This is a genomic window from Tistrella bauzanensis (assembly GCF_014636235.1).
In the GTDB taxonomy this organism is placed as follows: domain Bacteria; phylum Pseudomonadota; class Alphaproteobacteria; order Tistrellales; family Tistrellaceae; genus Tistrella; species Tistrella bauzanensis.
On the sequence record NZ_BMDZ01000004.1, the window covers coordinates 101522 to 115645 of the forward strand.

The window sequence follows — 14124 nt, forward strand, 5'->3', positions numbered from 1 at the left end:
TCCTCAGATCGAAGGGCCCATTCCGGGCCGGCGCGGAAAGGGCGATGGTATGACGCGGCATTCCGGCGGGCCGGTGCTCGATTTCCTCGACATCGACCGCGACAGCCCGACACCGCTGTATCACCAGATCTATACCGAATTGCGCCGCGGCATCCTGTCGGGGCGGTTGGCCGCGGGCACGCGCCTGCCATCCACCCGCTCGATCGCGGCCGAGCTTGGCGTCTCGCGCCGCCCGTTGCGCGAAGCCTTCGACCATCTGACCGCCGAGGGCCTGCTGGATGCCCGCCAGGGCGCCGGAACCGTGGTGCGGGCGCGCGCCGACGGCCGGCTGCCGGCGGCAGCGGCGTCGGCGATTGCGGATGATCAGGCGATGATCACCCGCCTGCCGGCACGCGGCCGGGCGCTGATCGAGACCACCGGCTTCGACACCCGGTCGACCGGTGCCTTTTCCCCCACCCTGCCCGCGGCCGACCAGTTCCCGCGCGCGGTGTTCGCCCGGCTGGCGGCACGGCACTGGCGGATGGCCGCGCCCGATGATTTCCGCAAGGCGCCGCCTGCCGGCCATGCCGGCCTGCGGGCGGCGCTGGCGGACTATCTGCGCACCGCCCGCGGCCTGGTCTGCACCGCCGATCAGGTGCTGATCACCGCCGGCGGCACCCATGCCATCGGCCTGCTGGCCCGGCTGCTGGCGGCCCCCGGCAGCCGCGCCTGGACCGAGAATCCCGGCTGGCCCACCGGCCGCCAGACGCTCGCGGCCCATCAGGTGCAGCCGGTGCCCTTGCCGGTCGACGGCGAGGGGCTGGTGGTCGAGGCCGGCCGCCGCATGGCGCCGGACGCCGCTTTGGCGCTGGTCACGCCGTCGCGGCACTATCCGCTGGGCATGCCGATGTCGCTGGGCCGGCGGCTGGAACTGCTGGACTGGGCCCATGACCAGCGGTCGTGGATCGTGGAAGACGATTATGACAGCGAATTCCAGTACACCACCCGGGTGCTGCCGCCCTTGCAGAGCCTGGATCGCCACGGATCGGTGATCTATATGGGCTCGCTCAGCAAGGTGCTGACCCAGGCGCTGCGCATCGGCTATCTGGTGGTGCCACAGGCGCTGGCCGGGCCGCTGGGGCGGGCGCTGGCCCACGAGAAGGTGGTGCCGACAGCCACCCAGGCGATGCTGGCCCGGCTGATCGAGACCGGCGAATTCGCTCGCCATGTCCGGCGGATGCGCCATCTGTACCGGCGCCGGCAACAGGCGCTGGTCGACGGTCTGCGCGGGCGCATTGGCGACCGCCTGCGGATCGCCACCACGGATTCGGGCTTTCATCTGCTGGCAACCCTGCCCGCCGACCCGGCCGGCTGGCCCGGCGGCATGGCCCTGGACGAGGACGAGACCAGCCGGCGGCTGGCGGAGCTGGACATCGCCGCCCCCACCCTTGGCAGCTATCTGCACCCGGGCGCCGACCCGCGTGCCTGCCGACGGGTGCTGGTTCTGGGCTTCGCCACCCTGACCGACGACGAACTGGCGCGCGGGCTGGATGGCCTGGCCGCGGTCATCGGTGGCGCGGGCTGAAAGCCCGGCGCCACGGAACCCAACCGATCTTGCCGCGTTGACCAACAGTGCCCGGCACCTGTTGAGGAGATCGTTCCGCATGGCCAGACCCGATTCTCAGCGCGTTTCTTCGTCCCGCGATCCTGCTGCCGGCCGGCCCCGCGAGGTGACGGCCGATGAGGCCCCGCTGATCGGCAGCGCCGAAGGCCGCGACCCGGATGCCCGCGACACGCGCGGCCCCGATGGCGAGCCATTCCCGGGGGTCGCGCGCGACGAAGCGCCCGAGGCGCCCGACGATACCGACTATGACCCGGTCACCGGCGAAACCGACGGACTGGATGCGACAGAAGAGGGCATCCGCCACAACGCCGAGGATGTCTTCGACGAGATCACCGACAGCGGCGACCCGGACGACCCCGGATCGGATCTGGCGGACGTCGAGGACGAGGACGAGCACGAAGACCGCTTTCCCGAAGGCTGGCCGCCCGACCGGCGCGATCGCGAGTGACAGCCCCGGGCGGGCCCGCCCGCCGCCGCGAAGCAACCGCGCACAGACGCCCTGAGCCGCCGCCACAGGAGCCCTGCCGATGGACGCCCGAACACCCGCGACGCATGCCCCCCGCACGATATCCATGACCCTGGCCGTGAATGGCAAGGACTGGCAACTGACCGTCGACCCGCGCACCAGCCTGCTGGATGCGCTGCGCGACCATCTGGGGCTGACTGGCGCCAAGAAGGGTTGCGATCACGGACAGTGCGGCGCCTGCACGCTGCTGGTCGACGGCAGGCGGGTGCTTGGCTGCCTGACCCTGGTGGCTCGTATGAACGGCCGGTCGGTCACCAGCATCGAGGGGCTGGCCGATGACGACGCGCCGCTGCACCCGATGCAACAGGCCTTCATCGATCACGACGCCTTCCAGTGCGGCTATTGCACGCCCGGCCAGATCCTGTCGGCGATCGCCTGTGTCGAGGAAGGCCATGCCGATCGCGGCGACGACGCCATCCGCGACCATATGAGCGGCAATCTGTGCCGCTGCGCCGCCTATCCCAACATCGTCGCCGCCGTGCGCGCAGGGGGTGCCGCGATGCGGGCCGCTGGCGCCGGGCGCGATATTGCCGCCGACGACACGGTGGATGGCGCCGCCCCGCAGCCGGTGGAGGTGGATGATGCAGCCGTTCCAGCTTGAACCCGCGACAACCGGGCGCGGCCCGGATGCAAGGCCGCCCGCGGCGCCGACCGGGGCCGACCGAGGCCAGTTCATCGCCGGCGGCACCAATCTGGTCGATCTGATGCATCTGGGCGTGGCGACACCCGGCCGGCTGCTGGATCTGGACGCGGCGGAGGATGCGGCCGACGATCCCGCACATGCCCGGCGCGGCATCACCCGGCCCCGGCCCGACATGCTGCGGCTGGGGGCGCTGACCCGCATGGCCGAGGCCGCCGCCGATCCGCTGCTGCGCCGACGCCTGCCGATGCTGGCTCAGACCCTGGAACTGGCCGCCAGCCCGCAGATCCGCAACATGGCAAGCCTGGGCGGCAATATCCTGCAACGCACCCGCTGCATGTATTTCCGCGACACCTCGTGGCCGTGCAACAAGCGCGCGCCCGGCAGCGGCTGTGCCGCGATCGATGGCTGCAGCCGGCAATTGGCGATATTGGGCACCAGCCGCCATTGTATCGCCAGCTATCCCGGCGATTTCGCCCAAGGGCTGATGGCGATGGATGCGGTGCTCGACATCGTGGGAAGCGACGGCCGCAGACGGCCATTGCCGATCGCCGATCTGCACCTGTTGCCGGGCGACCGGCCCGATGTCGAGACCACGCTGGCGCCCGGCGAGATGATCACCGCCATCGAGATACCGGCGCCGGCCTGGGCGGCACGGTCGGTGTTCGTGAAACTGCGCGACCGGGCATCCTTTGCCTTCGCGCTGGTGTCGGTGGCCTGTGCGCTGGACCTGGACGCCACCGGCCATGTCCGCGAGGTGCGGCTGGCCCTGGGCGGGGTCGCGACCGTGCCCTGGCGGCTGCCGGCATCGGAGGCGCTGCTGAAGGGCGAGGTGCTGACCGAGGACGCCGCCAATGCCGCCGCCGTCGCGGCCTTCACCGGCGCGGCGCTGCGCCCCGACAACGCCTTCAAACGCGATCTGGGCATCGCCGCCATCACCCGCGCCCTGCTGGCGGCCCGCGATTTGCCGCCCCCCTCCGATGTGCCGCACCCCTCGGGCCGGCCTGCCACCAGCGATGAGGCACGATCATGAGCCCGCGCGACCCCACCGACACCCCCGACCCGGCAGCCGGCGGCCAGCCCCGCCCGGCGGCGCCCCGTTCGATCGGCACCCCGGCGCCGCGCGTGGATGGGCGCGCCAAGGTGACCGGCAGCGCCACCTATCCCGCCGACACGCCGATTGCCGGGCTGGCCCATGCGGTGCTGGTGACCGCAGACATCGCCCGTGGCCGGCTGCTGCGGCTGGACACCACCGCCGCGACCGCGCTTGACGGCGTGATCGGCGTGCTGAACCATGAAGACGTGGCTGGCCGGATGGAGACACCGCGCTTCGGGGTCGCCGCATCGTCGATGGCGCCGCTGCATGATCGGATGATCCGGCATGACGGCCAGATCATCGCGGTGGTGGTGGCCGAGACGCCCGAGATCGCCGACGAGGCGGCGGCATTGCTGCGGCCTGACTATGAGACCGAGGAACCCTCAACCGGCTTCGACAGCCCCGGCGCCGAAACCGTGGCCGCCAAAGATGCCGCCGGCCGCCGCGATCCGGCGATGGGCGATGTCGATGCCGCTTTCGCCACGGCGGCGCGGGTGCTGGAGGCCGATTACGAAACCCCCACCCAGCACCACAATGCGATCGAGCTGTTCTCGACCACCGCGGTCTGGGATGGCGATCATCTGACGGTCCATGATCCGTCGCAGAACGTGAACGGCTGGCGCCACGAACTGGCCCGGCAATTGCGCATCGATCCGGGCCGCGTGCGGGTGGTGTCGGCCTATGTCGGCGGCGCCTTCGGCGGCAAGGGGCCGATGACCGGCCGCACGGCGCTGATTGCCTTTGCCGCCCGTCATGTCGGCCGGCCGCTGCGCTGCGTGGCGACCCGCGCCCAGGGCTTCACCACCACCACCTATCGCGCGGAAACCCGCCAGACGATCCGCATGGCGGTGGATGGCGACGCGCGGATCACCGGCTTTGTCCATAACGGCGCCGAGGTGACCTCACGCGCCGATCCGTATCTGGTCGGCGGCAATTCGGTGACCAGCCGCCTGTATGGCTATGGCAGCGTCGCCACCCGGCTGGATCTGGTGCGGGCCGACCGGGCCACGCCCGGCTATATGCGATCGCCGCCCGAGACGCCCTATCTGTTCGCGCTGGAAAGCGCCATGGACGAGATGGCCGAGGCGTTGTCGATGGACCCGATCGATTTCCGGCGCCGCAACGACACCCTGATCGATCCGCTGACCAACCGGGCCTATAGCAGCCGCATGCTGATGCCCTGCTATGATGCCGCGTCGCTGGCTTTCGGCTGGGCCGATCGCGACCCGCGCCCCGGATCGATGCAGGATGGCGACTGGCTGGTGGGCATGGGCTGCGCCAGTGCGGTGTATCCGGCCAACATCGCCGCCGCCACCGCGCGCGTGCGGCTGCTGTCATCGGGCGCGGTGCTGGTGGATACCGCCAGCCACGAGATCGGCACCGGCCTGCGCACGGTGGCCAGCCAGATGGCGGCGGAATGTCTGGGCGCGCCGCTGGATGCCGTGACCATCCAGGTCGGGGACAGCGACCTGCCGCCGGCGCCGGTTTCAGGCGGATCCAATTCCACCGCCAGTGTGTGTTCGGCCATCTCGAAAGCCTGCGACGCGGTGCGCGCCGATCTGTTCGCCCGGCTGACCGCCCCCGGCGCCGGCCCCTTCGCCGGCATGGATGCGACATCGCTGGACCTGAAGGACGGCCGCGTCACCGCCCATGGCCCGTCGATGAGCCTGCACGACGCCATGGCCGCGGCCGGCATCGCCGCCATCGACCATCTGGGCGAATTCGTGCCCGACGGCATGAAACCCGACGCCGTCGATAAACTGCGCCACGGCGGCACGCCGATGCGCGGCGGCGGTTCGGGCGACCTGGCCCGCCATGCCATGGGTGCCGTGTTCGCGGAAATCCGCATCCACCGCCGCACCCTGGATATCCGGGTGCCACGGATGGTGGGCGCCTTCGCCGCCGGCCGGATCATGAACCCGCTGAGCGCCCGCAGCCAACTGTCGGGCGGGATGATCTGGGGCCTGTCGGCCGCGCTGATGGAGGAAACGGTTCTGGACCACCGGGCGGCGCGGGTCGTGAACCATGATCTTGAAAATTATCTGATGCCGGTCAACGCCGATATCGGCGCGGTCGACGTCATCCTGATGCCCGAGCACGACACCGCCGGCAACCCGTCGGGCATCAAAGGTCTGGGCGAGCTTGGCAATGTCGGCATGACCGCCGCGATCGCCAATGCCGTTCATCATGCGACCGGGCGACGCCAGCGCCGGCTGCCGATCCGGCCGGACCGGCTGTTCGTCGCCACCGCGCCCGCCCGCCCGGACGCCACCACCTGACACACCGACAGACCGAGGATATCCCATCATGAAAGCCGTTGTGTTCCACGATATCGGCGACATCCGGCTGGACGAGGTCGCCGAGCCGTCTTTGCGCAGCCCGACCGACGCGATCGTGCGCATCACCACCAGCGCGATCTGCGGCACCGATCTGCATATGGTGCGCGGCACCATGCCGGGCATGAAGCCCGGCACGATCCTGGGCCATGAGGGGATCGGTATCGTCGAGGAACTGGGCGCCGACGTCCGCAACCTGAAGGTCGGCGACCGGGTGGTGATCCCGTCGACCATCGGCTGCGGCTGGTGCGCTTATTGCCGGTCGGGCTATCTGGCGCAATGCGACACAGCCAATCCCAATGGGCCGCAGGCCGGCACCGCCTTCTTCGGCGGACCGGAACAGACCGGGCCGTTCGACGGGTTGCAGGCCGACTATGCCCGCGTGCCCCATGCCAATGTCGGGCTGATGCGGCTGCCCGACGGGATCAGCGACGATCAGGCGATCATGCTGTCCGACATCTTCCCCACCGGCTATTTCGGCGCCGACATCGCCGAGATCACCGAGGGCGACACCGTGGCGGTGTTCGGCTGCGGGCCGGTCGGCCAGTTCGCGATCATCTCGGCCCGTCTGCTTGGGGCTGAACGGGTGATCGCGGTCGACCGCCTGCCCGACCGGCTGGAGGCGGCGCGCGCCCAGGGTGCCGAGATCGTGAATTTCGAAGAGGAAGACCCGGTCGAGGCGATCCGCGCCCTGACCGGCGGCATCGGCGCCGACCGGGTGATCGACGCGGTGGGCGTGGATGCCGCAGCGCCCGGCAGTCCGCCCGGCGCCGACAGCACCCAGGTGCTGGACTGGGCGATCCCCGCCATGGCCAAGGCCGGCACGCTGGCGATCATCGGCGTCTACCCGCCACAGATCCGCACCTTCCCCATCGGCCAGGCGATGAACCGCAATGTCACCATCAACATGGGCAACTGCAACCATCGCCGCTATCTGCCACGGCTGATCGATCTGGTGCAGAGCGGCGCGGTCGACCCGGCGAAGGTGCTGACCCGCCACCGGCCGATCCTGTCGGCGATCGATGCCTACAAGGCCTTCGACAGCCAGGGCGATGGCTGGTTGAAGGTCGCGCTGACCCCCGGCACCGGGGCGGCATCCGGCGGTGACGGCAGTCCGGGTCGATGAACGGTGGACCGCCTGCAGACCCCTGAATGGCTGGCGGCGCTGGCGGCATCGATGCCGGCCGGCACCGGTGCCCTGATGTTGCTGGTGGTGGCGATCGGGCTGGCCCTGATCGCCCACCGGCTGTTCTTCCGCGTTCTGCGGCTGGTGATCCCGCATACCGGCATCGGCCTGCGCACCGAGATGATCCGGCGCTTGAAGGGGCCTGTGCGGCTGGCGCTGATCCTGCTGGCGCTGCGCGCCGTGGCGCCCGAGGTGGCGCCCGAGGAAAGCCAGAGCGTGATCATCGCCCGGGTGCTGCAACTGGGCGTGATCGGGCTGATCGGCTGGATCGCGATCACCATCGTGCAGACCGTGGTCGACATCAACAAGCGCCGCTATCGGATCGATGTCGCCGACAACCTGCTGGCCCGCAAGCACCGCACCCAGTTGATGCTGCTGCAACGGGTGGTCATCGGCCTGGTCGTGGTGCTGACCGTCGCCGCCATGCTGATGACCTTTCCGTCGGTGCGTCAGTTCGGTGTCAGCCTGTTCGCATCGGCCGGTGTCGCCGGCATCATCTTCGGTCTTGCCGCACAGCCGATCCTGTCGAACCTGATCGCCGGCATCCAGATCGCCATCACCCAGCCGATCCGGCTGGAAGACGCGGTGGTGGTGGAGAATGAATGGGGCTGGGTCGAGGAGATCACCTCGACCTATGTGGTGATCCGGCTGTGGGACTGGCGACGACTGGTGCTGCCGCTGTCGTATTTCATTCAGCAACCGTTCCAGAACTGGACCCGCCATAACGCCGCGATCATCGGATCGGTGGTCTGGCAGGTGGATTACAGCATGTCGTTCGAGCGCATGCGCCTGAAGCTGAACGCGTTTCTGGACGAGAGCAAATTATGGGACGGCAATGTCCGGGTGTTGCAGGTGATCGACACCACCGAGCGCACGGTGACCATCCGCGCGCTGATGAGTGCCAGCAATTCGCCCACCGCCTGGGATCTGCGCTGCGAGATCCGCGAGAAGATGCTGGTCTGGATGCAGCAGGAATGCCCGGACGCAATGCCGCGCCTGCGCAGCGACCTGTTCCCGCGCGGCCATGCCAATGGCGAGGACAAGGGCCGCGCCGCGCCCGTGGAGGGCCAGGAACCACTGACGGACGCGGCCATGGAAAGGTTGGGCCGACGACAGTGATGCAGCACCGGACACGCCCCGTCCCGCCATGACCACAGGGAGTCCCCGCCCCTTATGCCCGATATCCCGCACCGTTTGACCCCGCGGCCCGCCGACATCTCGCGCCGCTCGTTCCTGAAGGCCGCCGCCGCCGCCGGTGTCACCGCGGCCGTCATCCCGCTGCACCGCGCGCTTGGCGCCATGGCCGATGCCAGGGTCGCCCAGCCGCCGCACTGGCTGGACGAGGCCGGCCGCATCCGGTTCCGTCGTGACGGCATCACCAAGGTCATCGGCGACAAGGTGTTCGCCATCGACATCCGCGCCCGCGACATGCCGGGCTGGCCGGACGAACAGGCCCACGGCTTCCTGATCCGCGCGACCCGCGCCGACCGGGTTTTCGAGGATATCGACCTGTCGATGCTGCCCGACGATCTGGCGCCCGACCGGATCGTGCGCGACGCCGATCTGAAGGCCGATGGCGTCACCATGCCGGAGCGCGACTTCTATGGCGATCTGCTGCTGGCGCGCGGCGAGACGCCGGTGTTTCTGGGCCATCCGGTGGCGCTGCTGATCTATCACGACTATGCCCGCTTCCGGGCGGCGAAGCGGCTGGTGCAGTTCGACCACCGCGCCGTGCGCTATGGCCGCGAAACCGGCATCCAGCAGCGCGACCCTTATGGCCGCGCGCGCTATGTCCGGGTCGGCGGCGCCACGCCCTATGATCCGGACCGGTTCTCGGCCCTGAAGAACACCCTGCTGATGCCATCGGTGCAGAACCGCGGCGAGGCGTGGCCCGACCGGAACCAGAGCGGCGGCCCGCCCGAACAGGCGATGTACTGGGCGGGCGAGATCGCCCGCGACATCGACACGCCACAGGATGGACATCTGGTCATCCGGCGGCGGTTTTCCTCGCAATATGTCGATCCGGCGGCGATGGAAACCGATAACGGCAACGCCTGGTACGATCCGGCGAGCGGCCGGCTGCATGTGGTGACCGGCACCCAGTCGCCCTATACCAATGCCGATCACATCATGACCATGGTCAGGGGCAGCCGGTTCGCGCTGAACGGGCTGATGTTCCATCCCGGCTATACGGTGGGCTATGGCCAGAAGGAACATCATTCCTTCCCCTATTACGTCGCCATGGCGGCGCTTTATGGCGACGGCCGGCCGGTGCGGATGGCGCTGGATCGATGGGAGCACTTCCAGAGCGCGATCAAGCGCCATCCCTTCGCCATCGACACCACGCTGGCGGTCGACCGCGAGACCGGCCGGTTTCTGGCCCTGCGCAGCGCCTTGACCGGCGATGGCGGCGGGCGGGCCAATTTCAGCGCATCGGTGGGCCAGGTGGCGGCGTCGGCGCTGCAATCGATCTATTATCTGCCCAAAAGCGATCTGGCGGTGCGGATGGAGGCATCGCGCGCCCCCACCGCCGGGTCGATGCGCGGCTATGGCACCCTGCAATCGATGGCCACGACCGAGATGCTGGTCGACGAGGTGGCGGACGAGCTGGGGATCGATGCGATCGAGCTGCGCCGGCGCAACGTGCTGCGCGCCGGCATGAAGAACACGCAGGGCGCCATTCCGGCCGGATCGATCCGCGCGCATGAACTGCTGGACCGCGCGGCCGCCCACCCGCTGTGGACGGGCCGCGCCGATCGCAAGCGCCAGTATGAGGCCGATCGTCCCGGCTATCACTATGGTGTCGGCTTTGCCTGTGTGCACAAGGATTACGGCACCGGCGCCGAGGCCGCGATCGCCCAGGTGGAGGTCAGCCCCGAGGGCCGGATCCTGTTGCGTCATGTCTGCACCGAAATCGGCAACGGCTCCACCTCGTCGCAGATGCTGGTGGTGGCCGACTGGCTGGGGCGCCCGGCCGATGACGCCGATTTCGCGGTGATCGACTGGCCGAACCTGCCGCTGACCTCGAATGACGAACCCTATAGCATGACCCAGGAGGATCAGGACCAGCGGGCGCGCGATCCCCACTGGGTGCCCCGGATCACCTCGCCGCGCAGCGCCTCGAATTCGGCCTATTATCTGTCGCACGCAACGCGTGAGGCGGCACGGGTGCTGTTCGAACGCGGGCTGTGGCCGGCGGCGCTGTCGATCTGGCGCGAGGGCATCGGCGGCGGTCAGGCGGCGCCGCTGGCGGTGGATCGCCGCCACGCGGTCTGGCAGGGCGGGATGCTGCGGGCGCTGTCGCTGGAGCCGCTGTCGCTCGACCGGCTGGCCGCGCGCGCCCATGCCATGGGGCTGGTGACCGGCACGGTGGTACATACCTTCAACCGCTGGGCCTGGACCGAGGCCGAATTCGACCTGGATGGCGAGGTGGTACGCTGGCCGATCGATGCCCTGGCGCTGCGCTGGGGCGAGGGCGCGCCGGCCGGCCGCCGCGCGCGGATGAGCGACGCCGGCTATGCCTTTCAGCCGCGCCGGCGGGTGTTCTATCCGCCGGTTCAGCGCAACAACGCCGCCGTGGTCTATTACGCGCCGGTGGCGACCCTGGTGGAACTGGCCGTCAACGGCGGGTCGGGCGAGGTGACCCTGCTGTCGCATCATTCCTGGATGGAATGCGGCAACATGATCGTGCCCGAGCTGGTCTCGGGCCAGTTGCAGGGCGGCATCGCCATGGGCATCGGCCATGCGCTGTACGAAGACCTGCCGCTCTATGAGGACGGCCCCGGCAACGGCACCTGGAATTTCAACCGCTATCGCCTGCCGCGCGCGGCCGATGTCGCGGTGTGGCGCCAGACCGGCGAGGTGATCCCGCCGCTGTCGCCGTCCGATCCGCCGAAAGGCATCGCCGAGGTAACCATGATCCCGGTGGTGGCCGCGATCGCCAACGGCGTCGCGCATGCCATCGGCCACCGGTTCCGCGACCTGCCGGTCACCGCCGATAAGATCCGCGAGGTGCTGTCATGACCATCGCCACCACAGCCGTCAGCCTGACCGTGAATGGCCGCCCGGTGGGGCCGGTGGAGGTGCCACAGGATCTGATGATGCTGGAATTCCTGCAGGAATATCTGAACCTGACCGGCACCCGCTATGGCTGCGGCCAGGGCGTGTGCCGGGCCTGCACGATCATCATCGATCATCCCGACGGCCGCTCGGAGGCGGTGGCAAGCTGCATCACCGGCGCCGCCTATCTGAACGGCGCCCGCATCCGCACCATCGAGGGCCACGCCACCCGCGACGATGCCGGCACGGTGACGGCGCTGTCGGCCATTCAACAGGCCTATCTTGAGCATTTCTCGTTCCAGTGCAGCTATTGCACGCCCGGTTTCGTGAACGGCGCCACGGTGCTGATCGAGCGGCTGGCCCGCGAACCGGTGAATCGGGCAGATGTGGAACAGGTGGTGCTGGACGGCATGAACCGGCATATCTGCCGCTGCACCGGCTATGTCCGCTATCTGACGGCGGTGAAGGACGTGATCCTGTCGACGCCGGGCCTGACGGTGGATGGCCCCGCCCGGCCGGGTGGCCGTGAGGGAGATGCGCCATGAAACGCTGGCTTGGCATCACCCTGATCGCCGGTGCCGTGGTGGTGGTGGCGGGCGCGGGTGCGGTCTTCGCGCTGTCGGGCGCCGGCCCGATCCCCGAGGCGACTGTCGATTTCGACCAGCTGGACGATGACGGCCGCGCCGAGCTGGTGGCGCGCGGCCGCTATGTCGCCCGCGCCGCCGACTGTGCCGCCTGCCACACATCCGAGGATGATCTGGCCTATGCCGGCGGGCTGGCGATGGAAACCCCGTTCGGAACCATCTATGGCAGCAACATCACGCCATCGGCCGATCACGGCATCGGCGGCTGGTCGGCCGACGACCTGTATCGCAGCCTTGCCTATGGCATCATGCCCGACGGCACCCGGCTGTACCCGGCCATGCCCTATACCTCATACCATGCCATGACCCGCGCCGATGTCGACGCGCTGTGGCTGTATCTGATGAGCCGGCCGCCGGTGGAGAAACCCGACCGACCGGCCGAGATGATGGTCCCGTTCAACATCCGCCCGGCGATCGCGCTGTGGAACATGGTGTTCCGGCCCGACGACGAGGACGACGTCGCCCCGGGGGCCGGTCATGCGGAGGGCGCCTCCCAGGACTGGCGGCGCGGCCGCTATCTGGTCGAGGTGCTGGGCCATTGCGGCGAGTGCCACACCCCCCGCAACCTCGCCTATGCGAGGGACGACGACCGACCTCTGAAGGGCGAGGTGATCGAGGGCGCACTCGCCCCCGATATCAGCGCCGACGGCCTGGCCGCGCGCGGCTGGACCCGGCCGGATCTGGAAGCCTTCCTGTCAACCGGGCTGGCCCCGCAGGGCACCATGACCTTCCGGATGTATCCGGTGCTGAACCATTCCACCCGCTTCCTGACCGATGCCGACATCGCCGCCATGGCCGGCTATCTGATCGACGGCGACGCGGCCGGCGGCGGCAGGCCGGCAGCCCCGACGCCGGATGGCGTGCCACCACCTGGGCCACCACCTGGGCCACCACCGGGCGATGACGACGGCCACCGGCTGTATACCGGCCTCTGCGCCGGCTGCCACGGCACCGATGGCGAGGGCCATCCCCATGCCTCGGTGCCGCTTGCCACCAACACCACCGCGATGCTCGACGACCCGATCAATCTGGTGAAGATCATCCGCGACGGCGTGCCGGCCCGCCGACTGGCCAATCAGGAACGGCTTCAGGAAATGCCGCCCTTCGGCGACCGGTTGAGCGACGACGAGATGGCGACGCTGGTCAATTACCTCCGCACCCGCTGGGGCGGCCGCCCCGCCGACGTGACCGCGGCGGATGTGGCGGAGATCGACGACGATTAACGGCGGCCGGCCGGTCAACAGCGCCTCGGTATCGCCATCCAGCAGCGTCGACGCGGTGGATACCTCGGGCACGACCTCGGCCGTGTTGATATGTGGTCTGTCCGTCGGCGCCATCATGCGCCTGCTGCCCGTCATCCCGTGCCTTCCGGCCTTTTCGTCTGGACGACCCACGTCTACACAGTGGCTGTCAGGCAAGGGCCGCGCCCGGTCCACCACCGACGGGATGAATTGACAGGCCACTTCGCCTGCCATTACCTTCCCCCCCTCATGTCCAGTGGCAGGTTGGTGACATGGCCACCGGTCATCGGACCGATCGAGAGAACCCGGACCCGTGAAAGGAACCCGGTTATATGACCGACACCATCAATTCCGATCAGACGCAGCCCGATACGGCCCGCAAGCTGTGGCATGCGCCGGTTCTGACCCGCGACGATCTCCGCGACGCCGAGTCGTTGCTGGACCTGCTGTCCGGGCCGAGATCACTGATCCTGTCTTGAGACACGCCATGATATCGTTGTGCGGATGCGTGGATCAGGCGGGTGATTTGACAGCCGGCCACCACGCCAGCTAGGCTTTTCGCCCATGGCACACGACACCGCGCCAGCCAGAGGATCCAGACAATGACCACCATCGACACACCCGATCTGCCGCAGATCAATCCCTCCCGCAAGGTTTGGCAGGCCCCGATTCTGACCTGCGATGATATGCGCGATGCCGAGGCATTGTCGGATTTGTTCTCGGGGCCGAAGTTCTTGATCGCGTCCTGATACCAGCCGCGCATGGCACCGATACCCATATGAACCCCCGGCAC

At 69.1% G+C, this 14124-nt stretch carries 11 protein-coding genes and 1 pseudogene; all 12 read left to right on the forward strand.

All coding sequences use genetic code 11. The features are described 5' to 3' along the window. Nucleotides 1–49 precede the first annotated feature (49 nt). The gene (gene pdxR, locus IEW15_RS03280) at nucleotides 50–1564 is read left to right on the forward strand and encodes a MocR-like pyridoxine biosynthesis transcription factor PdxR (protein WP_188574862.1); all 1515 of its coding nucleotides are present in this window, start codon (nucleotides 50–52) and stop codon (nucleotides 1562–1564) included. Nucleotides 1565–1643: 79 nt separating this feature from the next. Then, nucleotides 1644–2051, forward strand: coding sequence for a hypothetical protein (locus IEW15_RS03285; protein ID WP_188574864.1), 408 nt, complete (start codon nucleotides 1644–1646; stop codon nucleotides 2049–2051). A gap of 79 nt (nucleotides 2052–2130) precedes the next feature. Then, nucleotides 2131–2613 (forward strand): annotated as a pseudogene (locus IEW15_RS03290) ((2Fe-2S)-binding protein); the annotation flags it as partial. Between the two features lie 97 nt (nucleotides 2614–2710). Beyond that, on the forward strand, nucleotides 2711–3802 hold the full coding sequence (locus tag IEW15_RS03295; protein ID WP_188574959.1) for an FAD binding domain-containing protein: 1092 nt from the start codon (nucleotides 2711–2713) through the stop codon (nucleotides 3800–3802). Further along, nucleotides 3799–6144 (forward strand): xanthine dehydrogenase family protein molybdopterin-binding subunit, encoded by a 2346-nt coding sequence (locus IEW15_RS03300; protein WP_188574868.1) that lies wholly within the window; start codon nucleotides 3799–3801, stop codon nucleotides 6142–6144. The genes IEW15_RS03295 and IEW15_RS03300 overlap by 4 nt, the downstream gene beginning before the upstream one ends. A 28-nt stretch (nucleotides 6145–6172) precedes the next feature. Next, the gene (locus IEW15_RS03305) at nucleotides 6173–7327 is read left to right on the forward strand and encodes a zinc-dependent alcohol dehydrogenase (protein WP_188574871.1); all 1155 of its coding nucleotides are present in this window, start codon (nucleotides 6173–6175) and stop codon (nucleotides 7325–7327) included. Nucleotides 7328–7330: 3 nt separating this feature from the next. Further along, nucleotides 7331–8506 (forward strand): mechanosensitive ion channel family protein, encoded by a 1176-nt coding sequence (locus tag IEW15_RS03310; RefSeq protein ID WP_188574872.1) that lies wholly within the window; start codon nucleotides 7331–7333, stop codon nucleotides 8504–8506. A 54-nt stretch (nucleotides 8507–8560) separates the two neighbouring features. After that, a complete protein-coding gene (locus IEW15_RS03315) occupies nucleotides 8561–11410 on the forward strand; it encodes a xanthine dehydrogenase family protein molybdopterin-binding subunit (protein WP_188574873.1) in 2850 nt (949 codons plus the stop codon). Next, nucleotides 11407–11991 (forward strand): (2Fe-2S)-binding protein, encoded by a 585-nt coding sequence (locus tag IEW15_RS03320; RefSeq protein ID WP_188574875.1) that lies wholly within the window; start codon nucleotides 11407–11409, stop codon nucleotides 11989–11991. The genes IEW15_RS03315 and IEW15_RS03320 overlap by 4 nt, the downstream gene beginning before the upstream one ends. Beyond that, nucleotides 11988–13313: a cytochrome c gene (locus tag IEW15_RS03325; RefSeq protein WP_188574877.1), complete on the forward strand. Its 1326-nt coding sequence runs from the start codon at nucleotides 11988–11990 to the stop codon at nucleotides 13311–13313. The genes IEW15_RS03320 and IEW15_RS03325 overlap by 4 nt, the downstream gene beginning before the upstream one ends. A gap of 350 nt (nucleotides 13314–13663) precedes the next feature. Beyond that, nucleotides 13664–13810: a hypothetical protein gene (locus IEW15_RS03330; RefSeq protein ID WP_188574879.1), complete on the forward strand. Its 147-nt coding sequence runs from the start codon at nucleotides 13664–13666 to the stop codon at nucleotides 13808–13810. A 123-nt stretch (nucleotides 13811–13933) separates the two neighbouring features. Beyond that, on the forward strand, nucleotides 13934–14080 hold the full coding sequence (locus IEW15_RS03335; protein ID WP_188574882.1) for a hypothetical protein: 147 nt from the start codon (nucleotides 13934–13936) through the stop codon (nucleotides 14078–14080). Nucleotides 14081–14124 lie beyond the last annotated feature (44 nt).

What these genes read in the sequence shown, in the direction of transcription:
- pdxR (WP_188574862.1), top strand. Translation starts at nt 50, where the DNA reads ATGACGCGGCATTCCGGCGGGCCGGTGCTCGATTTCCTCGACATCGAC.
- IEW15_RS03285 (WP_188574864.1), top strand. Translation starts at nt 1,644, where the DNA reads ATGGCCAGACCCGATTCTCAGCGCGTTTCTTCGTCCCGCGATCCTGCT.
- IEW15_RS03295 (WP_188574959.1), top strand. Translation starts at nt 2,711, where the DNA reads ATGCAGCCGTTCCAGCTTGAACCCGCGACAACCGGGCGCGGCCCGGAT.
- IEW15_RS03300 (WP_188574868.1), top strand. Translation starts at nt 3,799, where the DNA reads ATGAGCCCGCGCGACCCCACCGACACCCCCGACCCGGCAGCCGGCGGC.
- IEW15_RS03305 (WP_188574871.1), top strand. Translation starts at nt 6,173, where the DNA reads ATGAAAGCCGTTGTGTTCCACGATATCGGCGACATCCGGCTGGACGAG.
- IEW15_RS03315 (WP_188574873.1), top strand. Translation starts at nt 8,561, where the DNA reads ATGCCCGATATCCCGCACCGTTTGACCCCGCGGCCCGCCGACATCTCG.
- IEW15_RS03320 (WP_188574875.1), top strand. Translation starts at nt 11,407, where the DNA reads ATGACCATCGCCACCACAGCCGTCAGCCTGACCGTGAATGGCCGCCCG.
- IEW15_RS03325 (WP_188574877.1), top strand. Translation starts at nt 11,988, where the DNA reads ATGAAACGCTGGCTTGGCATCACCCTGATCGCCGGTGCCGTGGTGGTG.
- IEW15_RS03330 (WP_188574879.1), top strand. Translation starts at nt 13,664, where the DNA reads ATGACCGACACCATCAATTCCGATCAGACGCAGCCCGATACGGCCCGC.
- IEW15_RS03335 (WP_188574882.1), top strand. Translation starts at nt 13,934, where the DNA reads ATGACCACCATCGACACACCCGATCTGCCGCAGATCAATCCCTCCCGC.